The organism is Paenarthrobacter sp. TE4293 (assembly GCF_050435325.1).
Taxonomy (GTDB): Bacteria; Actinomycetota; Actinomycetes; order Actinomycetales; family Micrococcaceae; genus Arthrobacter; species Arthrobacter nitroguajacolicus_C.
The window spans coordinates 1-19,310 of sequence record NZ_JBNJRY010000011.1 but is presented as its reverse complement, the minus strand read 5'-3'; the positions used below and the strand labels follow the sequence as shown (position 1 = coordinate 19,310).

19 protein-coding genes are annotated in these 19,310 nt (G+C 64.8%); 16 read left to right on the top strand and 3 right to left on the bottom strand.

Annotated elements, in window-relative coordinates:
• Nucleotides 1-23 precede the first annotated feature (23 nt).
• The 3 genes from QF015_RS19320 to QF015_RS19310 form a co-directional block, all read right to left on the bottom strand.
• The gene (locus tag QF015_RS19320; RefSeq protein WP_310208511.1) at nt 24-830 is read right to left on the bottom strand and encodes a hypothetical protein; all 807 of its coding nucleotides are present in this window, start codon (nt 828-830) and stop codon (nt 24-26) included.
• Nucleotides 827-1,807 carry a hypothetical protein gene (locus QF015_RS19315; RefSeq protein WP_310208516.1) on the bottom strand — a complete coding sequence of 327 codons (981 nt, stop codon included), beginning with the start codon at nt 1,805-1,807 and terminating at the stop codon, nt 827-829. The genes QF015_RS19320 and QF015_RS19315 overlap by 4 nt, the downstream gene beginning before the upstream one ends.
• A 201-nt stretch (nt 1,808-2,008) precedes the next feature.
• Entirely contained in the window at nt 2,009-2,497 is a 489-nt protein-coding gene (locus tag QF015_RS19310) for an inorganic diphosphatase (protein WP_024818962.1), read from the bottom strand.
• Nucleotides 2,498-2,709: 212 nt separating this feature from the next.
• Here QF015_RS19310 and dacB point away from each other — a divergent pair, with 212 nt between their 5' ends.
• From dacB to QF015_RS19230, 16 genes are all read left to right on the top strand, one after another.
• Nucleotides 2,710-4,152 (top strand): D-alanyl-D-alanine carboxypeptidase/D-alanyl-D-alanine endopeptidase, encoded by a 1,443-nt coding sequence (gene dacB / locus QF015_RS19305; protein WP_429390531.1) that lies wholly within the window; start codon nt 2,710-2,712, stop codon nt 4,150-4,152.
• A 61-nt stretch (nt 4,153-4,213) separates the two neighbouring features.
• On the top strand, nt 4,214-5,335 hold the full coding sequence (locus QF015_RS19300; protein ID WP_310208519.1) for a zinc-dependent metalloprotease: 1,122 nt from the start codon (nt 4,214-4,216) through the stop codon (nt 5,333-5,335).
• A gap of 92 nt (nt 5,336-5,427) precedes the next feature.
• Nucleotides 5,428-6,498, top strand: a complete 1,071-nt coding sequence (gene tilS / locus QF015_RS19295) for a tRNA lysidine(34) synthetase TilS (protein WP_429390530.1) — start codon at nt 5,428-5,430, stop codon at nt 6,496-6,498.
• 31 nt (nt 6,499-6,529) lie between these two features.
• Nucleotides 6,530-7,081 carry a hypoxanthine phosphoribosyltransferase gene (hpt, locus tag QF015_RS19290; protein ID WP_011772910.1) on the top strand — a complete coding sequence of 184 codons (552 nt, stop codon included), beginning with the start codon at nt 6,530-6,532 and terminating at the stop codon, nt 7,079-7,081.
• Between the two features lie 159 nt (nt 7,082-7,240).
• Nucleotides 7,241-8,071 (top strand): hypothetical protein, encoded by an 831-nt coding sequence (locus QF015_RS19285; protein ID WP_429390463.1) that lies wholly within the window; start codon nt 7,241-7,243, stop codon nt 8,069-8,071.
• A gap of 240 nt (nt 8,072-8,311) precedes the next feature.
• Nucleotides 8,312-10,381 (top strand): ATP-dependent zinc metalloprotease FtsH, encoded by a 2,070-nt coding sequence (ftsH, locus tag QF015_RS19280; protein WP_310208526.1) that lies wholly within the window; start codon nt 8,312-8,314, stop codon nt 10,379-10,381.
• 10 nt (nt 10,382-10,391) lie between these two features.
• Entirely contained in the window at nt 10,392-11,027 is a 636-nt protein-coding gene (gene folE / locus QF015_RS19275) for a GTP cyclohydrolase I FolE (protein ID WP_310208530.1), read from the top strand.
• Nucleotides 11,028-11,032: 5 nt separating this feature from the next.
• Nucleotides 11,033-11,938, top strand: a complete 906-nt coding sequence (gene folP / locus QF015_RS19270) for a dihydropteroate synthase (protein ID WP_429390462.1) — start codon at nt 11,033-11,035, stop codon at nt 11,936-11,938.
• Between the two features lie 12 nt (nt 11,939-11,950).
• Nucleotides 11,951-12,313: a dihydroneopterin aldolase gene (gene folB, locus QF015_RS19265; protein ID WP_310208537.1), complete on the top strand. Its 363-nt coding sequence runs from the start codon at nt 11,951-11,953 to the stop codon at nt 12,311-12,313.
• Nucleotides 12,307-12,846: a 2-amino-4-hydroxy-6-hydroxymethyldihydropteridine diphosphokinase gene (gene folK / locus QF015_RS19260; RefSeq protein WP_310208615.1), complete on the top strand. Its 540-nt coding sequence runs from the start codon at nt 12,307-12,309 to the stop codon at nt 12,844-12,846. The genes folB and folK overlap by 7 nt, the downstream gene beginning before the upstream one ends.
• Before the next feature lie 2 nt (nt 12,847-12,848).
• Nucleotides 12,849-13,370 carry a DUF3180 domain-containing protein gene (locus tag QF015_RS19255; RefSeq protein ID WP_310208540.1) on the top strand — a complete coding sequence of 174 codons (522 nt, stop codon included), beginning with the start codon at nt 12,849-12,851 and terminating at the stop codon, nt 13,368-13,370.
• Nucleotides 13,351-13,863, top strand: a complete 513-nt coding sequence (locus tag QF015_RS19250) for a PH domain-containing protein (RefSeq protein ID WP_310208544.1) — start codon at nt 13,351-13,353, stop codon at nt 13,861-13,863. The genes QF015_RS19255 and QF015_RS19250 overlap by 20 nt, the downstream gene beginning before the upstream one ends.
• Entirely contained in the window at nt 13,860-15,452 is a 1,593-nt protein-coding gene (locus QF015_RS19245; RefSeq protein ID WP_429390461.1) for a PH domain-containing protein, read from the top strand. The genes QF015_RS19250 and QF015_RS19245 overlap by 4 nt, the downstream gene beginning before the upstream one ends.
• A complete protein-coding gene (locus QF015_RS19240; protein WP_310208551.1) occupies nt 15,445-16,353 on the top strand; it encodes a Rossmann-like and DUF2520 domain-containing protein in 909 nt (302 codons plus the stop codon). The genes QF015_RS19245 and QF015_RS19240 overlap by 8 nt, the downstream gene beginning before the upstream one ends.
• A gap of 5 nt (nt 16,354-16,358) precedes the next feature.
• A complete protein-coding gene (panC, locus tag QF015_RS19235) occupies nt 16,359-17,261 on the top strand; it encodes a pantoate--beta-alanine ligase (RefSeq protein WP_310208553.1) in 903 nt (300 codons plus the stop codon).
• Nucleotides 17,262-17,367: 106 nt separating this feature from the next.
• Nucleotides 17,368-18,870, top strand: a complete 1,503-nt coding sequence (locus QF015_RS19230) for a DHA2 family efflux MFS transporter permease subunit (protein WP_429390460.1) — start codon at nt 17,368-17,370, stop codon at nt 18,868-18,870.
• Nucleotides 18,871-19,310 lie beyond the last annotated feature (440 nt).

Sequence of the window (19,310 nt, the reverse complement as noted above, 5' to 3'; positions counted from 1 at the left end):
GTGTGCGGCTTGGGTGCGGACGATCAGGCCAGCCCGGCCAGGCCGCCAAGGACGCGGGCCAACGATGGTGCGGACGTTTCCTGCAGCTCGAACGATACGGAACCGCTCTGCTCCGATGGGATGGTGTCCGTGGAACCTTCGACCCGCGGGGTCAGCACGTGAACGCCTGAGGGGCCGGTGTACACGGTGACCGTGGGGAACTCGTTGGTGTTGGAATTGAAGGCCACCACGTTGCTCGCGGCTTCCGTGTCGGCCAGGGCAGTAGCCGCGTGGGCCTCGAACTGCGCTTCGGTATAAAGGGCCGGTTCCGTGTCGCGGGCGGCGGCCTGTTTCGGGTCCACGAACTCGCTCAGCCGCGGAACCAGCTGATCGCGGGTGACCACGGTGAAGCCGTGCAGGCCGCTTTCGTCCACTTCTTCCAGCAGGACGCCGTCATCGTGAAGGTAGCCGTAAAGCCAGCGCTTGCCGGTGGAGACCGTTCGCTCCACGGAGACAACGCTGCTGCCACTGCGGCGCAACGTCAAGGCGCCCGTGATTTCCTCGGTGGCGTGCAGGCGGGACGGCTCGGTCTCGCCCTCGAAAACCACCGGGTACACGATTTCCTTGGCGAGCAGCCCCCGCAAGGCAACAGCGCACAGGAGTTCTTTGTTGTCCGGCTGCGTCGAAAGCCACGGCAGGGCCACGAGCTGTTCGTGCTGAACGCCGTCCAGGGCCACAACTTCTTCATCGGTCAGCGTGGGCAAAGGAGCCCCGACTGCGCTGGCCTTTGCCAGGACCTTGGCTGCGGCCTCAACGTCCCGCTGGGTCCATTTCATGGTGCTGGTGGTCATCCGAATATCCCTCCGACAAAGTTTCCGACTGACTTGGCGGCGTCACTGACCCCGTCTGCCACCTTACTGCCTACGTCCTTGGCGAATCCTGCCACTTCCTTGGCACCGTCAGCGATGTAGCTGCCGGGGTTGCGGGCGAAGTTGCTGATGGAGTCCCAGTTGTCGGCCACGAGGTTGCCCAGCGCCCAGGCGCCTGCCACGATGCCTGCGCCGATCACGATGGGAGCGCCGATCGGCCCCAGCAGGGCTGCGCCGCCGGCCGTCATGAGCATGATGCTGCCAACGCCGCCAACCACGGACAAGCCGCCGGCGACACGGTCGCCAGTGCCGCGCCAGCCGTCGTGTTCGGGGCTGATCATGTCGCTGATGCCGCCCACAATGTTGAGCGGTGCCGCCAACGCGCCGGCCACGCGGAGGCCCTTGGAGAACTTGCTGGCGTCCTGGAACGCCTGGCTGTAGGGGATGTTGGCCTTGAGGTCGGTGAGGACGTCCGTGACTTTCTCACCGTTCCGCAGCGCGGTCATGGCGTCCCGGACAACAGTCCCGCCGGCCCGCCAGTTGGTGAGGACCTCGCGGGTCTTCACCCACTCCGCGTTGCCGAGCTTGAGGTATTTGTAAGCCGTCCACAGCGGAGCGGCCAATCCCTTGACGCCCATTGCCGTGTCATAGACATCCTTGAGGACGCCGACAGAAGAGCCTGAGCCATCATTGTGGCTGGCGAATTCCTGCTGGTTGGCGTGCTTCTTCAGCTGGCTCGCGTTCTCGCGCAGCATCGTGGCGGCCTTGACCAGGCTCTGCCGGTGCTGGGAGTTCCAGTCGCCCTTGAAGACGGTAGCGTCCCTGCCCTGCCACGCTGTTGTGGAATTGATGGCATTGGACAACTGCGCGCTCTCCAGGTTGATGGCGTCGGCGGCTTTGCCCATCACGCCAGCCAGACTGCGAAGCTGCGCGATGTCCGCGCCGTAGAACCCAGCCATATGAACCCCCTGTGTAAGGCATCGAAAAGTCTCGTCCCAGCCTAAGCGGACCTTCCCAAAGCCGCGATGGGGAGACATGCCCATGTGCGCACCATGGGCAAGGAGAATTTAAAGCACGACGGCGGCCGGTGCGGTTCGCAGGGAACCGCGCCGGCCGCCGTCGGGCGTCAGTGCACCGCACGTGACGCGCAAGGCAAAGCCTTAGTGTGCTGCCGGAACGTAGCGCTTGATGGAAGCTTCCAGCTCGGCTTCGGCAGCGGCGCGGTCGCCCCAGCCCTCGGCCTTGACCCACTTGCCGGGCTCCAGGTCCTTGTAGCGCGTGAAGAAGTGCTCGATTTCCTTGATCAGGAATTCGCTGACGTCGCTGACTTCCTGGATGTGGTCGAAGCGTGCGTCAACGGGGACGCACAGGACCTTGGCGTCTCCGCCGCCGTCGTCGGTCATGTTGAAGACGCCGATGGGGCGGGATTCAACGATGACGCCCGGGTGGAGATCGAAGTCCTGCAGGAGCACCAGTGCGTCCAGCGGGTCGCCGTCTTCGCCCAGGGTGTTCTCGAAGAAGCCGTAGTGCGTGGGGTACTGCATGGAGGTGAACAGGACGCGGTCCAGGCGGACACGGCCGGTTTCGTGGTCAACTTCGTACTTGACGCGCGATCCCTTGGGGATCTCGATGGTCACGTCGTGCTTCATGGAATGCTCCTTGACGGGTGTGGGTGGGGCGTCGCTCCGCCGAAGCGGCCGTCACGGGTGACGGTGCCTCAGGCAGGCTGCTCAGCCCGGGGCTGGCGGCAGGCAAAAGTACAGCCGGTGCCGCCGACTACTATTGAGGATATAGCGAGAGACCCGGGTTTCTTGAACCGGCGGGGACATTTCAGGACTGACAGGACCAAGCAACTTCCATGATGGGCGTTAAAAACGGGGGCGCCCGCAGGGTATCGGCGGCATGGCGGCGCTTGAAGTGGCCGGCCCTGTTGGCCGGTGTCCTGGTGTGCCTCGCGGCCGTTGTAGTGGTCGGAATGGTGCCCGGCCTGCTGACGGTCCCCAAGCCTTCGCCTTCAGTTCCCGCCTGGCAGCAGGAACCTGACCGTTTGGCCGATGCCGGCGGCGTGCTTCCCTTGGACGCCAACGCCCCGATCCCTCTCCCTGCGGAGGTTTCCCGGCTGCTCGATTCCACGCTGAAACCGGCCGGCGGCGGGAGCATCAGCGGCGTGGTGATGGACGCCTCCACCGGCAAAATCCTCTTTGACCGCGAGGCCGCTGCAAACCGGATCCCGGCGTCGAACATGAAGCTGCTGACCGCCGTCGCCGCGTTGAAAGCACTTGGTCCGGAGTCCCGCTTCACTACACGGGTGCTCGCAGGCGACGATCCCTCCGCAGTGGTGCTGACCGGGGGAGGGGACGTGCTGCTGGGCGCTTCCGCGTCCGATCCCGCCGCCGTCATGGGCCGGGCGGGGCTGGCCTCGTTGGCTGCCGACACCGCGGCGTCCTTGGCTGCGGCCGGGGTGAAGGGGCCCATCACGGTGCGCGTTGATGACTCACTCTTCAGCGGCGCGCCCCTTAATCCCGCGTGGAGCCTGGACGACGTCGCCGCCGGGGAAACAGCGCCCTTGTTCTCCCTGGCGATGAACTCCGGTCGCTACAACCCTGACGTTCTTACCGGGCCCAGGCCCCAGGAATCCGCCGTCACCACCGCACAGGCTTTCGCTGGGCAGCTGGCGGCTGCCGGCGTCGCGGTGAGTCCCGGCGTCGAACGTGGCAAGGGCGTCCCCGCCAAAGTGCTGGCCACCGCCGAGTCCGCCACCGTCAGCGAACAAGTGGACCTCATGCTGGAGTCCTCGGACAACTTCCTCGCCGAAGCGCTGGGCCGGATGACCGCCCTGGCGAGCGGTCAAAAAGCCACGTACGACGGCGCCACTGCGGCCGTGCGGCAAAGGCTGGGAGAGCTGGGGATCACCACGGATTCGATACTGTTGGCCGACGTTTCCGGGCTGGCTTTGGACAACCAAGTCAGTGCCCGGCAATTTGCCGAAGTGGTCCGGGCAATCACCAGCGGACCGGACCCCGCCCTGCGGAGCGCGCTGGACGGCTTCCCGGTGGCCGGCCTGACCGGCACCCTGGATGACAGGTATGGGGACGCGGGCACCGCCGAGGGCGCGGGGCTGGTCAGGGCTAAAACCGGGACGCTTAATACGGTGATCGCCTTGAGTGGCTACGTGGTGGACGCCGACGGACGGTTGCTGGTGTTCTCCTTCATCGGCAACGACCTTGACCCCGGCGCCACTGCGAACAAGGTGGCCATGGACCGTTCGGCGTCGGTCTTGGCCTCGTGCGGGTGCCGGGGCTGAATGCTCCGCGTGGAGCGAACTTAAGAGCCCACTGTCAGTCTCGTGTGGTGTGATGGTCCGTATGGTGTCATCTGCCCGCGATTCGTCAGCAGGGGCCCCGTCCCTGATCAATTGGGACCTGGCCGCCTCTACGGCTGCCCGGCTTGCCCCTCCCGGTCCGGAGCTCAGCGCCGGGGAGATTGGCAAGGCGGTGGAAAACCTGCGTTTCAACGCGGATATCTCCGTCCCGCATGTTCACGACATCACCGGACTCGAGGCTGCCCGCGATCTCCGTGATTCGCACGTTTTGGTGGTGGACCGCGCCTCGTGGTCCAAGGCCAATACGCAGAGTTTCTCGGTGATGCTCCAGCCGGCGTTGAAGAAGATGCTGGAGAGCCGCAGCGGAGTGGCCATGACGCCCGCCGCAGCCGCAGCCAGTGGCGCCGTGACCGGTACCCAGCTTGGTGCCGTGCTGGCGTTCCTTTCCAGCAAGGTCCTCGGCCAGTACGACCCCTTTGCAGCCTTGGCACCCGATGCCAACGTGCCTCCGGGCGGACGGCTCCTGCTCGTGGCGCCGAACATCATTTCCGTTGAACGCGAACTCAACGTCCACCCGGACGACTTCCGTCTCTGGGTCTGCCTGCACGAGCAAACGCACCGCGTGCAGTTCGCCGCCGCGCCATGGCTCCGACACCACATGCTCGACGAAATCGAGAAGCTCAGCGGCAACCTCCTGGGCAACATGGATTCCCTGGTTGAACGGGCCGGCGCAGCTGCCAAGTCCCTGCGCGACCGTACTCCCTCCGAGAAAGCCCCGGGCCGCGGCGCCATCCTGGACCTCCTGCAGAACCCTGAGGAAAAGGCGTCCCTGTCCCACATCACGGCCGTCATGAGCCTTCTGGAGGGTCACGCCAATGTGGTGATGGATGCCGTGGACTCGAGCATCGTTCCCTCAGTGAAGACCATCCGGCAGCGTTTCAACGAGCGCGGCAAGGATCGCGGAGTGGTGGAGAAGTTCATCCGCAACATCCTTGGCCTGGACGCGAAAATGCGCCAATACACCGACGGCGCCAAGTTCGTCCGCGAAGTAGTGGCCGTGGCCGGTATGGAAGGCTTCAACCGGGTGTGGGATTCCGCCGAACACCTCCCCACCGAAGAAGAGATCCACAACTCCAGGCTGTGGCTTGAGCGGATGGGGCTTTGAGCGTTCCCTCCGGTTCCACCGTCGGTTCCGCGGGTAAGGGTCGACGGCGCCCCGGGCGTCTGGCGCCCGTCGTTGGCAAGGCGCGGAAGCAGGTGCAGAACGCCCTGGCCTCTGCGGGTTACCCCAAGCGTGTGCTCGTGGCCTGCAGTGGGGGACCTGACTCCCTGGCGCTCGCAGCCATTACCGCCTACTTCGGCCGGCGTGGCCACGTGGATGGTCACCCGGTGTCCGTGGCCGGCGTCGTCGTGGACCATCAGTTGCAGCCCGGTTCTGCGGACGTCGCCTCCCGGACCGCCGCCGTTTTGAGGGACCTGGGATTATCTCCGGTGGAAGTGCGCACCGTGGACGTTGCCGCTACAGGGTTCGGGCCCGAGGCTGCGGCCAGGGACGCCCGTCATGCTGCCTTGGAAGCCGCTGCCGATGACTTTGACTGTGAAGCAATCCTGCTCGGGCACACCTTGGACGACCAGGCCGAGCAGGTTCTGTTGGGCTTGGCCCGGGGCTCCGGGACGCGTTCTTTGGCTGGAATGAGGCCAGCCCGCGGGCGGCTGCTCCGGCCGTTCCTGGGTCTTCGCCGCGCGGAGACCCTCGAAATCTGCGACGTCGAGGAACTCTCGCCCTGGCACGATCCCAGCAACGCGGACCCTGCCTTTGCGAGGTCCCGGACCCGAGTGGACGTGATGCCCGTCCTGGAAGAAAAGCTCGGCCCGGGCGTCGCTGAATCGCTGGCTCGGACCGCTGCAATTTTGCAGCAGGACGCTGACTTCCTGGAAGATCTGGCCAACGAGACCTATCTCTCACTTGTCCATCGGGATGGCGGTGATGCGTGGCTTCCCGAGGATGCCGTTCGTGAGCTGCCCGCAGCGCTCAGGTTTCGTGTCATCGCGAAGGCCGCTGCCGACGTCGGGGGTCAACAACCCGGCTACGGGCGCCTCCAAGCTGCGGAAGCGCTGCTTCGGCGCCAGGGGTCAGCGGGGCCCGTGGAGCTTCCCGGCCACGTCAGTGTCTACCGATTGTCGCTCAGTGATCTGGAGCAGGAGCGGTCCGCTTCCGCGGTTGCTTCAGGTCCCGATGCGACCGGTGATTCGCCCGGCGCCGGTCCCCGCGAAGCCGCGCGCTGTGGGAAGCTAGTATTCCGGCATCAGAAACCGTCCCAACAGTAGCCGCACCCGAGCATCAAAACAGGAGCCATTGGTGGATTCAAACGACGTCCAGGCAGATCTCAAGCACGTTCTTTACACCAAAGAGCAGATCCAAACACGTATCGCGGAACTCGCGGCGCAGATCGACAAGGACTACGAAGGCCGCGACATTTTGATCGTCGGTGTCCTCAAGGGTGCCGTCATGGTCATGGCCGACCTGGCCCGTGCACTGCACAGCCACGTCAGCATGGACTGGATGGCTGTCTCGTCTTACGGCTCCGGTACCCAGTCCTCAGGCGTAGTCCGGATTCTCAAGGACCTCGATACCGACCTCATGGGCAAGGATGTCCTGATCGTTGAGGACATCATCGATTCCGGCCTGACCCTTTCCTGGCTCAAGTCCAACCTCGAGTCCCGCGGCACGGCGAGCGTCGAAATCTGCACAGCCTTCCGCAAGCCGACCGCCGCCAAGGTGGAAATCGACGTCAAGTACGTCGGCTACGACATCCCCAACGAATTTGTCGTCGGTTACGGCCTCGACTACGCCGAGAAGTACCGCAACCTGGACTTCGTCGGCACCCTGGCTCCGCACGTTTACGAGTAAAGCCCTCGTCGCCTTTCGCCGCACCACGTTCCGCCAACGTACCTGTCACCTCTGGGTGCGTTGGGCAGGACGGGTGCGGCGTTCGCGGTTAACGGCTTTATCCTCTCGACGGCGCATTCAAGGGGTGCCCTGCTGGAGCCCCCGGAGCTAGACTGAACCATGACCGGTGCCCCTGCCCGTCTCCTGGCATGGCTCGTCGTCCTGTCGACGTTTCTCACGGCCTGCACTCCTGCGGTAGATGTCAACGGGACAGCTGCCGCCCAGTCCAGTGCGGCCGCGTCGGCCCCGGCAATTGCCGGCGACGTCGCAACTCCTGCGCCCGCCACCGTCCCCACGCGGCCTCCTGCGCCTGCACCGCCGCCCGTTCCTGCACCGCCACCGCCGGTGCCCCAGGCTTTCGCGCTGAACCTCTACCAGGAGGGCGACTTCGTGCCGCAGTACACGTTTGATTGGTGCGTAGCCGCGAGCATCCAGATGGCGCACAACCTCGTTGACGATACGGGCGGCGCTTCATGGGCAGCACCCGCACAGCAAAGCGAGCTGTGGGAGATGGCCCGGGCACGTTCATCGAATTCCTTCAATGGCGCCAACCCCCGGGGGTGGGCGCAGGTACTGACCGAGGTCGGGATGGGCCCCTATTCGGTGGTCAGCATCGCCGGCTACGAGGACACCCTGCAGACGGCGGCGCAGGCCATCGCCGAGACCGGGCGGCCGGTGGGGTTGGTCATGTGGAGTGGGCGCCATGCCTGGGTCATGAGTGGCTTTGAATCAGTGGGGGACCCTGCGCTGTTCCCTGAATTCCAAGTCACCGGAATCCACGTTCTTGATCCGCTCTACCCTTACGGCAGCGGACAATGGGGTCCATCCCCAGCACCTAACAGCCTGCTCACGCCAGAGCAATTGGCCACGCAGTTCGTAGTTCGGGAGCCGCGTCGTTGGAGCACTGACCTGCCCACGGGCTACTTGCTGGTGCTTCCAGTCGCCGCATGAGCTGACGGGGAACCCGTCCATAGGGAGGGGGCGGGCGCCGGGCCGGCAACCAAGAGCAACAAACCCTGTTCCAGCGGTCCCGACGCGAGTATCCTGTGTACGCCCAGAGGGAACTTTTGGACTTTCCGGTGCGTGAATTACTGGGAACGGTGTATAGCTTGAAACTGAAGCAGCACCACTCGCGCGCAGAAGTTGCGCCTTGCAGCACTACCAGGAGGGACGGGGCAAAACCCCGATCAGATGAAAGCTAAGAGTTTCTTCAAGGGCCCGGGCATCTGGATTGTTGTCGTCGTTGGCTTGCTCCTGGTGGCATTCGCGACACTGGCTCCGGGCGGTTCCACGCGCATTGACACCAAGGAAGGCCTCGAACTCCTTTCCCAAAGCGGGAAGGTTGAGCAGGCCAAGATTTTCGACGCCGAGAACCGCGTCGACCTGGTGCTCAAGGACAACCTGAACCTGGATGGCCAGGACAAGGGCAAGAACGTCCAGTTCTTCTACGTCACGGATCGCGGTCCGGACGTGGTGAAGGCTGTCACCAACGCCAACCCGGATAAGGGCTTCACGGACCAGCCGATCGAGAACAACTGGTTCTCCGGCCTGTTCTCGCTGCTCATTCCCGTGCTGCTGCTCGGTGTCCTGTTCTGGTTCCTGCTGTCCCGCATGCAGGGTGGCGGCTCCAAGGTGATGCAGTTCGGCAAGTCCAAGGCCAAGCTGGTCAACAAGGACATGCCACAGGTGACCTTCTCCGACGTCGCCGGTGCTGACGAAGCCGTGGAAGAGCTCCAGGAAATCAAGGAGTTCCTCCAGGAGCCTGCAAAGTTCCAGGCAGTCGGTGCCAAGATCCCCAAGGGCGTGCTGCTGTACGGCCCTCCAGGTACAGGTAAGACGCTGCTGGCGCGCGCTGTCGCTGGTGAAGCCGGCGTTCCCTTCTTCTCCATTTCCGGCTCGGACTTCGTGGAAATGTTCGTTGGTGTTGGCGCGTCCCGTGTCCGCGACCTCTTCGAGCAGGCCAAGGCCAGCTCCCCGGCCATCATTTTCGTGGATGAGATCGACGCCGTCGGTCGTCACCGTGGCGCCGGCATCGGCGGCGGCAATGACGAACGCGAGCAGACGCTGAACCAGCTCCTCGTGGAGATGGACGGCTTCGACGTCAAGACCAACGTCATCCTCATCGCCGCCACCAACCGCCCGGACGTCCTGGACCCCGCGCTCCTGCGCCCGGGCCGTTTCGACCGCCAGATCACCGTCGAAGCCCCGGACATGATCGGCCGCGAACAGATCCTGAACGTCCACGCCAAGGGCAAGCCCATGGCGCAGGGCATCGACCTGAAAGCCGTCGCCAAGAAGACCCCGGGTTACACCGGTGCCGACCTGGCCAACGTCCTGAACGAGGCCGCACTGCTGACTGCCCGTTCCAACGCCAACCTGATCGACGACCGTGCGCTGGACGAGGCAATCGACCGCGTCATGGCCGGCCCGCAGAAGCGCAGCCGTGTCATGAAGGAACTCGAACGCAAGATCACGGCCTACCACGAGGGTGGGCACGCCCTGGTTGCCGCAGCACTGCGCAACTCGGCCCCGGTCACCAAGATCACCATCCTTCCGCGTGGCCGCGCACTCGGCTACACCATGGTGATTCCCGAGGACGACAAGTACTCGGTCACCCGCAACGAACTGTTGGACCAGATGGCTTACGCCATGGGCGGCCGTGTGGCCGAGGAGATCGTGTTCCACGACCCCTCCACCGGTGCCTCCAACGACATCGAGAAGGCCACCTCCACGGCCCGCAAGATGGTCACGCAGTACGGCATGAGCGAACGCGTTGGCGCTGTGAAGCTGGGCCAGGGTGGCGGCGAGCCGTTCCTCGGCCGCGACGCCGCACAGGAGCGCAACTTCTCCGACCAGATCGCCTACGTGGTGGATGAAGAAGTCCGTCGCCTCATTGACCAGGCGCACGACGAGGCCTACGCCATCCTCACGGAAAACCGCGACGTCCTGGATCGCCTGGCACTGGAACTCCTGGAGCGCGAGACCCTGAACCAGCAAGAAATCGCCGAGATCTTCCACGACATCCGGAAGCGCGATTTCCGCGAGATCTGGCTGTCCAAGGAGTCCCGCCCGGTCCAGTCCATCCCGCCGGTGGAAAGCCGCGCCGAAAAGGCTGAACGCGAAGCCCAGGAAGAGGCCAAGAAGGCACGCCTGGACGAGCCGCTGGACGTCGTCGCCCCGCACGCCCAGGGGGTCAGCAGCCAGGACTCCTTCCAGGCACCGCGACCTGACGGCGGCAACGACTCCCCGCATCACGGCTAAGCTATCTGCCGTGACTCATTTCGACGACGACGACGACCTCGCCGCCGCCCACGGTTCTGCCGCGGGCCCCAAGCATGGCCATAAAGTAGATCGCCCGCGCATTGAAGCGGCTGTCCGCGAGATCCTCCTGGCCATCGGTGAAGACCCTGACCGTGGCGGCCTCCTGGACACGCCCAAGCGCGTGGCCAAGGCGTACGCCGAGGTTTTCGCGGGACTCCACCAGCACCCGGCGGATGTCCTTTCCACCACGTTCGACCTCGATCATGAGGAGCTTGTCCTGGTGAAGGACATCCCCTTCTACTCGACGTGCGAGCACCACCTTGTGCCGTTCCACGGAGTGGCACATGTCGGTTACATCCCGTCACATGACGGCAAAGTGACCGGCCTGAGCAAGCTGGCGCGGTTGGTCGACATTTATGCGCGCCGTCCCCAGGTGCAAGAGCGCCTCACCACGCAGATCGTTGAGGCGCTCGTGAAGCACCTCAACCCCCGCGGGGCGATTGTCGTCGTCGAATGTGAACACATGTGCATGTCCATGCGCGGCATCCGCAAGCCCGGCGCAAAGACCGTCACCAGTGCGGTGCGCGGTCAACTCCATGACCCGGCCACCCGCGCCGAGGCCATGAGCCTCATACTCGGAAGGTAATGACAATGGACTCCCTTGCTGCAGCACCCGGAACCGGCCCGGCCACCAGCCCGCTGCCGGTTCTCCGCAAACCGCGTCCGGCGGCCAGGTTCGAGGACCTGCCAACGGACCGCACGCTCGTCATGGGAATCCTCAATGTCACCCCGGATTCCTTCAGCGACGGCGGCACCCACCGCACGCCGGATACGGCCATCGCGCTTGGCTTGCGCATGTTCTATGCCGGCGCGGACATCATCGACGTCGGAGGCGAATCCACGCGCTCAGGCGCCGAACCCGTTTCCCCCGAGGAAGAACAGCGCCGCGTTATCCCGGTGATCCAGGCCTTGGTCAAGGCCGGTGCGCTGGTCAGCATCGATACGATGCACACGTCCACGGCCGCCGCAGCCGTGGAGGCAGGGGCTGCCATCATCAACGATGTCTCCGGCCTGACCATCGAGCCCGGCATGCCCGAGCTCGTGGCCCGGACCAAGGTTCCGTACATCCTCACGCACCGCCGTGGCGACGCCCTGACCATGGACAGCCTGACGGATTACAACAACGTCACCGAGGATGTGGTGGCTGAACTGAGCGGCGTTCGCGACAAGCTGTTCGCCGCCGGCGTTGCCCCGGAGCAGATCATCGTTGATCCCGGCATCGGTTTCTCCAAGAACGAGGACCAGAACTGGGAGATCCTGAAGAACCTGGATCAGCTCTTCGCGTTGGGCCACAAGGTCATGGTGGCTGCTTCCCGCAAGCGGTTCCTCGGTTCGTTGCTCACCGTGGCCGGCAAGTCGGCTGCGCCGCTGGAACGCGACGCAGCCACGGCCGCCATCACCGCTTTGAGCGCCGCCAAGGGCGCCTGGGCTGTCCGCGTCCACGACGTCGGTCCCAGTCTTGACGCCGTCAAGGTCGCCGCCCGTATCGCCCGCTGATTGGACAACGCTGTGGACAGGATCACGCTGACCGGCGTCACCGCCGTCGGTTATCACGGAGTGTTCGATTTCGAGCGCCGTGACGGCCAGCCGTTCGTGGTGGACGCCGTGCTGTACACGGATTTCACCAAGGCTGCCGAGACGGATGATCTTCAGTACACGGCACACTACGGCGAAGTCGCCGAACTGATCACCCAGCACATCGAGGGTGAGCCCTTGAACCTGATCGAGGGCCTCGCTGTCAGGATTGCCGACGGCATCCTCGCCAACTACAGCGTGGCCGCCGTCGACGTCACTGTCCACAAACCCAAGGCCCCCATTGAGGTGCCTTTTGGCGACGTTACCGTCAGCGTGCACCGGGAGCGGTCATCATGACCGGCTACACCAAGGCCATCCTGGCCCTTGGCAGCAACCTGGGGGAGCGCAACGACACCTTGTCTACCGCGGTGGCCGCCTTGGTGGATCCGCCGGATGTGCGCCTCCTGGGAGTTTCACCAGTGGTGCAGACCAAGGCAGTCGGTGGTCCGGAAGGGCAACCGGACTTCCTGAACATGGTCATGGCAGTCGAGACCACGTTGACGCCCTTGGAACTGCTGAAGCACTGCCATGACGTTGAACAGCAGCACCACCGCACCCGTGAGGTTCGTTGGGGACCCAGGACATTGGACGTGGACATTGTCGTGTTCGGTGACCTGGTCAGTGATGATCCCGTCCTCACGCTTCCCCATCCGCGGGCAGCTGAGCGCGCTTTTGTGCTCTACCCGTGGTCCCTGCTGGAACCCCACGCCCGGTTGAACGGCAAGAGCGTGGCTGAACTGGCCGCCGTCGCCGCTGACATGCCGGACCTCCGGCGGTTCGACGGCTACGGCGACGTCGCCGGAGTGCCGGCGACGGGGGCGGTGGAGTAGCGATGAAAGCCATGCGCCCGGTAGTTCTGGTGCTCATCGCCGTCATCGCTGCGGTCATTGGCTGGTTGGCCACGGCCACCACCAACCGCTTCAGCATGCCAACGCCCGTCCTGCCGGTGTCCGCGCTGGTGACCATGGGCGTGATCGCCGGACTCACCCTCATCATGGGCATTCGCGTCCTGCGGTGGCGCAATGGCAAAAAGAAGAACATGCTCAACCCGATCCTGGCGGCCAGGACGCTGATCCTGGCCCAAGCCTGCGCCTATGCCGGGACCCTGCTCCTTGGCTGGCATGCTGGAATTTCCGTGGATCTCCTCCGCGTCGGCGGCCTGCGGAGCGGCGAAGGAATCCTCTGGAACGCCCTGCTGATGGGTGGCGGTGGCGTCGTGATGGTGGTTGTTGGCCTTGTGGTGGAGCGGTTCTGCCGGATCCCGCCTGAGGACCTTGAGGGTGGTACTGCCGGTCCGGAAACCCGTCGCGGCGAAACCAAGGGCGAAGGCGAGTATGCATACCGAGGCGATTGATCCTCCCGGTGTCCAGTGGCTGCGGGTGTCCCCAAAGTACGTCACTGTGCGCTTGGTGGAGTGGGCCATCGGCAACGTCCTGATGCTGGCGGTCCTCAGTTTGCCGCTGGTTTTCGTGCTCCTGGGCTGGTGGCGTTGGCCGCCGCTGTGGCTTGCCATGACTGTTCCCGCCGTGATGCTGGTGCTGGCGGTGTGGCGGCTGGTGCTGATTCCGCGCCAAGTGCGTGCCATCGGGTATGCCGAACGCGACGACGACCTCCTCATTCGCCGCGGCATCTTCTTCCAGCGCACCATGGTGGTTCCCTACGGCAGGATGCAGTACGTGGATGTGGCCGTCGGACCCGTTGAACGTGGACTGGGCCTTTGCACCCTGAAACTGCACACGGCGTCGGCCGGTACCAACGCCCACCTGCCAGGACTTCCCGCCGAGGAAGGCGCACGGCTGCGCGAACAGCTTTCGGCCCGTGGAGAAGCCAGGCTGGCCGGGCTGTGAGCCTGGAGGACAGTGCGGCCGTGAGCCTGCCGGATCATCCGGAAGCAGCCATCGACGGCGACTGGAAACGGGTCCACCCCGCGTCACCTTTCGTTCGCGGCTGGGTGGGGCTTGCCGCCGTCGGGTTCTTCTTTGGCCGTGACGCCTTCGAACGCATGCTGCAGGGCCGCGACTTCCTGGATCCGAACCTCAGCGGCCGGGTGCCGTGGCTTCTGGCAGGCGGTGCCGTGGTGCTGCTCCTGACGGTGGCCGGCTTCATCCTCAGCTGGTACTTCACCCGGTATCAGGTGGCTGAAGGATACGTTCGCGTGAACACGGGATTCCTGTTCAAGCAGCAGCGGCAGGCACGTTTGGACCGTGTCCAGGCCATCGACATCGTGCAACCCCTTTTGGCGCGGATCTTCGGTCTGGCGGAACTCAAGTTTGAAGTGGCCGACGCCGGGGAGTCGGCGGTGCGGCTCGCATACCTTCCGCTCGCCCAGGCAAAGCAGCTGCGCGCCACCATCCTAGGGAGGGCAGCCGGGCTTGTCAGCGAACCCGGGAAGGAAGCGCAAATCCCGGAGGCACCCGAGCATGTGGTGCTGTCCGTGCCTCCGGCGCGGCTCATCGGTTCCCTGCTGCTGAGCGAGCAGACCGTGGGAATCCTGGTGGGTGCCGCCATTGTTGTGGGCACTTCCGTCCTGCTGGAAAACAATGCCATTTTCCTGGCGCTGATCCCCGGCATCCTGGGCATTGGTGCCGCCTACTGGAGCTCGTTCACCAAGGGCTACAACTTCACCGCCGCAATCTCACCTGATGGAATCCGCCTTCGGTATGGTCTCCTGGACACCCAGGCCCAGACGGTACCGCCGGGACGCATCCAGGCCGTAATGGTCACGCAGCCTCCACTGTGGCGGCTCTTCGGTTGGTACCGGATGCACATCAACGTAGCGGGCTATGGAGTGTCTGCCGGCACCGAGGGCGCTTCCCGCACCATGCTGCTGCCCGTGGGCATGAAGCCGGATGTCATGAGGATGTTGTCACTGGTGCTGCCCGATCCGGGAGTCGAGGATCCCGTACAGGTCTTCACGGCCGGCCTGGACGGGTTGGCGCCGGCCCGGCCTGGGTCCGCTCCGACGGATGGCTTCATCACCACTCCTGTAAGGGCACGATGGCTGGCTCCGCTTGGCCGCCGGCGCAACGGATTCTTTGCCACCCGTACTGCGCTGTTGATCCGGTCCGGCCGGTGGTGGCACACGCTGGTCCTTGTTCCGCACCAGCGGACACAGTCCATGGCACTTCACCAGGGCCCTCTGGCGCGCCGCTTCGGGGTGGCCGATCTGGTCCTGCATACCACCGCGGGCCCGGTTTCTCCGCGGGTTTTCCAAGCTGACGCCGCGCAGGCGGTGGAGCTCTTCGACCAGCAGGCGGCCCGGGCCCGTGAAGCGCGGAAACGGCAGACCAGCGAGCAGTGGCTGGCGCAGATAGCGCCGCAGGCCCCCGAGGTTGCGGCTGCGGCCCGGCCCGGCGAAGTGCCCCACTCCGGCGAACCAGCCCGATCGGAACAAACCCAGACATCACCACAACAGGAGGACCGCCACGATGGCTAGGCCAGGACGACTCGGAGTCGGAATTATCGGTGCCGGCAAGGTGGGTGCCGTGTTGGGCGCCGCTTTGCGCGCGGCCGAGCACGCCGTCGTCGGGGTTTCCGCTGTGTCCGAGGCGAGCCGGGAGCGAGCCGAAACCCTGCTGCCAGGTGTCCCGGTCCTGGAAATCCAGGACATCGTGGAGCGTTCGGAACTCGTCCTGTTGGCCGTCCCTGACGACGCACTGGGCGAGTTGGTGGCGGGGCTTGCGAAGCTCGGGGCCTGGCAGCCCGGCCAACTCGTGGCGCATACGTCGGGCCGCTTCGGTGTTGGAATCCTGAACCCTGTCCGTGCCGTGGGGGCGATTCCGCTGGCACTGCACCCGGCCATGACCTTCACGGGCATGAGCCTGGACCTGACCCGGCTCATGGACTGCACGTTCGGTGTCACGGCCGATGCGGCCATGCTGCCGATCGCCCAGGCCTTGGTGGTGGAGATGGGTGCGGAGCCGGTGGTGATTGCCGAGGCCGATCGGACCCTCTATCACGCATCGCTCGCGCACAGCTCCAACCACCTGGTCACCCTGGTGGCCCAGGCGTCGCAGATGCTGCGGGAGATCGGCGTCGAAAGCCCGGAATCCATGCTCGGTCCGCTGCTGCGCGCCACGCTCGAGAACGCCCTTGCCTCCGGCGAATCGGCGTTGACCGGGCCCGTGGCGCGTGGGGACATAGGCACCGTTTCTGCCCATGCCCAGGCCTTGAAAGAGTACGACGGCGGTGCCGGCGGCGATGTCTTGGCGGCTTACCAGGCCATGGCGCGGGCCACCGCCCGCAGGGCGGAAAACCGCGGGCTCCTGCGCCCGGAACAATTGAACGAGATCGACGAGGCGTTGGGTGCCGAACCCAAGACGCCGGAAGGAAACTGAAAAGCATGGCCATCAAACTCGTGAGCACAGCGGCGGAACTGCGTGCCGAAAGCGCGCGTCTTCTGGCATCGAAGCGTGGAAGTTCACAAGGGTTGGTTCCCACGATGGGGGCCCTGCACCCGGGCCACGCCGCACTGGCGCGGACCGCCGTCGCCGGGAATGACGTCGTGGTGGCCACCATCTTCGTGAACCCCCTGCAGTTCGGCGAGGCCGCGGACCTGGACCGCTACCCGCGCACGCTCGACGCCGACATGGCGCTGCTGGATGCCGAAGGCGTTGACATCGTGTTCGCACCGTCAGTTGATGAGGTGTACCCCGGCGGCCAGCCGCTGGTGCGGGTAACATCGGGCCCGCTGGGCGACAAATGGGAAGGCGCCTCGCGCCCCGGCCACTTCGATGGGGCCCTTACCGTGGTGGCCAAGCTGCTGCACTATGGTCTTCCCGGCGGTGCGGCCGCGGACGGCACGACGGCGGCCTACCGGGCTTACTTCGGGCAGAAGGACGCGCAGCAGTTGGCCTTGGTGAAGAGGATGGTCTCGGACCTGAACTTCCCGGTGGACATTGTTCCAGTGCCCATTGTCCGCAGCGAGGACGGCCTGGCGCTTTCGAGCCGCAACAGGTTCCTGTCCGATGAAGAACGTGAAGCCGCGCTGGTGCTGTCACGGGCTCTGCGCCTTATTGAGTCCCGGGCCAACGCGAATGAACCGCTCGACCTGGATTCCGCCGTCGCGCTTGTCGAATCCCAGCCGCTGGTTGAACTGGATTATTTCGACGTCGTGGACCCCGCCACGCTGGAACCGCTCGCGGAGAACTGTAAAGAGACGCCGTTCCGTGGGGAAGGACTGGCGATCATCGCAGCCAAGGTGGGGCCCGTGCGGCTCATCGACAACGCTCCGTTGTTCTCCTAACGTTTGGAATTTACCTGCTGACGGGAATTGGATAGGCGCTTAGACTGTTCTAGTCTTCACCGGCATCGATCGCCGGACACCACATCCAAACCTTTGGGGAATCCTCATGTCTACCGACGTCACGTCCGACGCCAACGGCAAGCCTGAATCCGGCGCTTCCGCTACTGTCGCCTCCGCTGAGGCAGCATCGTCACAGGCGCCGGCGTCACAGGCGCCGGTGTCCGGAAAGATGTCACGGGAATCCGTGACCGTCATTGTCACCCTGCTGGTGGCAACCTTCGTGGTGATCCTCAACGAGACCATCATGAACGTCGCGCTCCAGCGGCTCATGACCGACCTCCAGGTCAGTGCGTCCACGGTGCAGTGGTTGGCCACCGGCTTCATGCTGACCATGGCTGTCGTCATTCCCACCACCGGGTTCATCCTGCAACGGATGAGCACCCGCGGAGCGTTCATGCTCGCGATGGGACTCTTTAGTGGCGGAACGCTCTTGGCCGCTTTGGCGCCGGGATTCCTGGTGCTGTTGCTGGCCCGGATCGTTCAGGCAGGCGGTACCGCCATCATGCTGCCGCTGCTGATGACCACCATCCTGACGCTGGTGCCCATGGCTAAACGCGGCGCCGTCATGGGTAACGTCAGCATTGCGATCTCGGTGGCGCCCGCCATGGGCCCCACCGTCTCCGGCATCATCCTGGACAACTTCTCGTGGCGCTTCATGTTCGTGTTCGTGCTGCCTGTTGCCCTGGCCGCCTTCGCGATCGGCGCCAAGTACCTCACCAACGTGGGAGAGCGCGAAAAGACCACCCTGGACGTAGCTTCCGTGATCCTGACCGTGCCCGCGTTTGGTGGCCTGGTGTATGGCTTGAGCCAGATCGGCGGGGCCGACGCTGGAATTGTCCCAGTCATCGCCTTGGTGGTTGGCCTCATCTGCCTGGCACTGTTCGTCTTCCGGCAGCTGAAGCTCCAGAAGTCCGACGCCCCGCTGCTGGACCTGCGCGCCTTCAAGTTCCGCATGTTCACCGTGTCCACGCTGCTGATGGTTGTCGCCATGATGGCCTTGTTCGGTGGCGTGATCCTCCTGCCGCTGTACCTGCAGAACACCCTGCACCTGCAGCCGCTGGAGACCGGGCTGGCGTTGCTGCCCGGTGGCTTGGCCATGGGCTTGCTGGGTCCCGTCATTGGAAGGATCTTCGACAAAGTTGGTCCCTTGCCGTTGACTGTCTCCGGTTCGGTGCTCATGGTCTTGACGCTCTGGCAGTTCTCACGCCTGGACGAAGGCAGCGCGCTCGGCTGGGTCATCGCACTGCATGTCACCCTCAGCCTGGGCCTGGCCCTGCTGTTTACTCCGGCCTTCACCACCGGGCTCAATCCGCTGCCGCCGCACCTCTATTCGCACGGTTCGGCGATCATCAGCACAGCCCAGCAGGTTTCCGGGGCGGCCGGCACCGCTCTGCTCGTGTCCATCTACGCCGTCGTCTCTGCGTCGTCCGGTCTTGTGGCCGGCATGCAGGCGGCATTCCTGGCCGCGACCGTTATTGCACTCGCTGCCGTGGTGCTCGGCGCCATGATGCGCAAGACCGAAGGAGCCGGAGGACACGGAGGCCACTGACCTCCCCACCCCTCCCGACGCTCTCTCACCTTTGGCCGGTTTGGGCGGGATGCTCTCTCACCTTTGGCCGGTTTGGGCGGGACGCTCTCTCACCTTTGGCCGGTTTGGGTTCAACGCTCTCTCACCTTTGGCCGGTTTGGGTTCAACGCTCTCTCACTTTGGTGGGGGAGCGTTGTTGTTTGAGGGGCGTGGTTTCTGGTGTGGCGTTGGGTCCCTGCGTGGGGGCTGTGAATGGTCGACGGCGGTGGTGGGGTTTGGGGGGTTGGTGTTTCGGTTGTGGGGTGGTTGGTGGTGTGATGGGTTTCACGGGTGGTTGTTGTGGGGGTTTTGGGGTGGTTTGGTGGTTGTGGGGGCTTGTTTTGCTGGTGTTTGCGGGGTTTTTGGGTGGTGTTGGGGTGGATTTGGTGTGGGGGTGGGGCGCGTGTAAAGTTATTCGAGTC

What these genes read in the sequence shown, in the direction of transcription:
- QF015_RS19315 (WP_310208516.1), bottom strand. Translation starts at nt 1,807, where the DNA reads ATGGCTGGGTTCTACGGCGCGGACATCGCGCAGCTTCGCAGTCTGGCT.
- QF015_RS19240 (WP_310208551.1), top strand. Translation starts at nt 15,445, where the DNA reads ATGGCTAGGCCAGGACGACTCGGAGTCGGAATTATCGGTGCCGGCAAG.
- QF015_RS19310 (WP_024818962.1), bottom strand. Translation starts at nt 2,497, where the DNA reads ATGAAGCACGACGTGACCATCGAGATCCCCAAGGGATCGCGCGTCAAG.
- QF015_RS19230 (WP_429390460.1), top strand. Translation starts at nt 17,368, where the DNA reads ATGTCTACCGACGTCACGTCCGACGCCAACGGCAAGCCTGAATCCGGC.
- QF015_RS19285 (WP_429390463.1), top strand. Translation starts at nt 7,241, where the DNA reads ATGACCGGTGCCCCTGCCCGTCTCCTGGCATGGCTCGTCGTCCTGTCG.
- panC (WP_310208553.1), top strand. Translation starts at nt 16,359, where the DNA reads ATGGCCATCAAACTCGTGAGCACAGCGGCGGAACTGCGTGCCGAAAGC.
- ftsH (WP_310208526.1), top strand. Translation starts at nt 8,312, where the DNA reads ATGAAAGCTAAGAGTTTCTTCAAGGGCCCGGGCATCTGGATTGTTGTC.
- QF015_RS19320 (WP_310208511.1), bottom strand. Translation starts at nt 830, where the DNA reads ATGACCACCAGCACCATGAAATGGACCCAGCGGGACGTTGAGGCCGCA.
- dacB (WP_429390531.1), top strand. Translation starts at nt 2,710, where the DNA reads ATGGGCGTTAAAAACGGGGGCGCCCGCAGGGTATCGGCGGCATGGCGG.
- QF015_RS19300 (WP_310208519.1), top strand. Translation starts at nt 4,214, where the DNA reads ATGGTGTCATCTGCCCGCGATTCGTCAGCAGGGGCCCCGTCCCTGATC.
- QF015_RS19250 (WP_310208544.1), top strand. Translation starts at nt 13,351, where the DNA reads ATGCATACCGAGGCGATTGATCCTCCCGGTGTCCAGTGGCTGCGGGTG.
- folP (WP_429390462.1), top strand. Translation starts at nt 11,033, where the DNA reads ATGGACTCCCTTGCTGCAGCACCCGGAACCGGCCCGGCCACCAGCCCG.
- QF015_RS19255 (WP_310208540.1), top strand. Translation starts at nt 12,849, where the DNA reads ATGAAAGCCATGCGCCCGGTAGTTCTGGTGCTCATCGCCGTCATCGCT.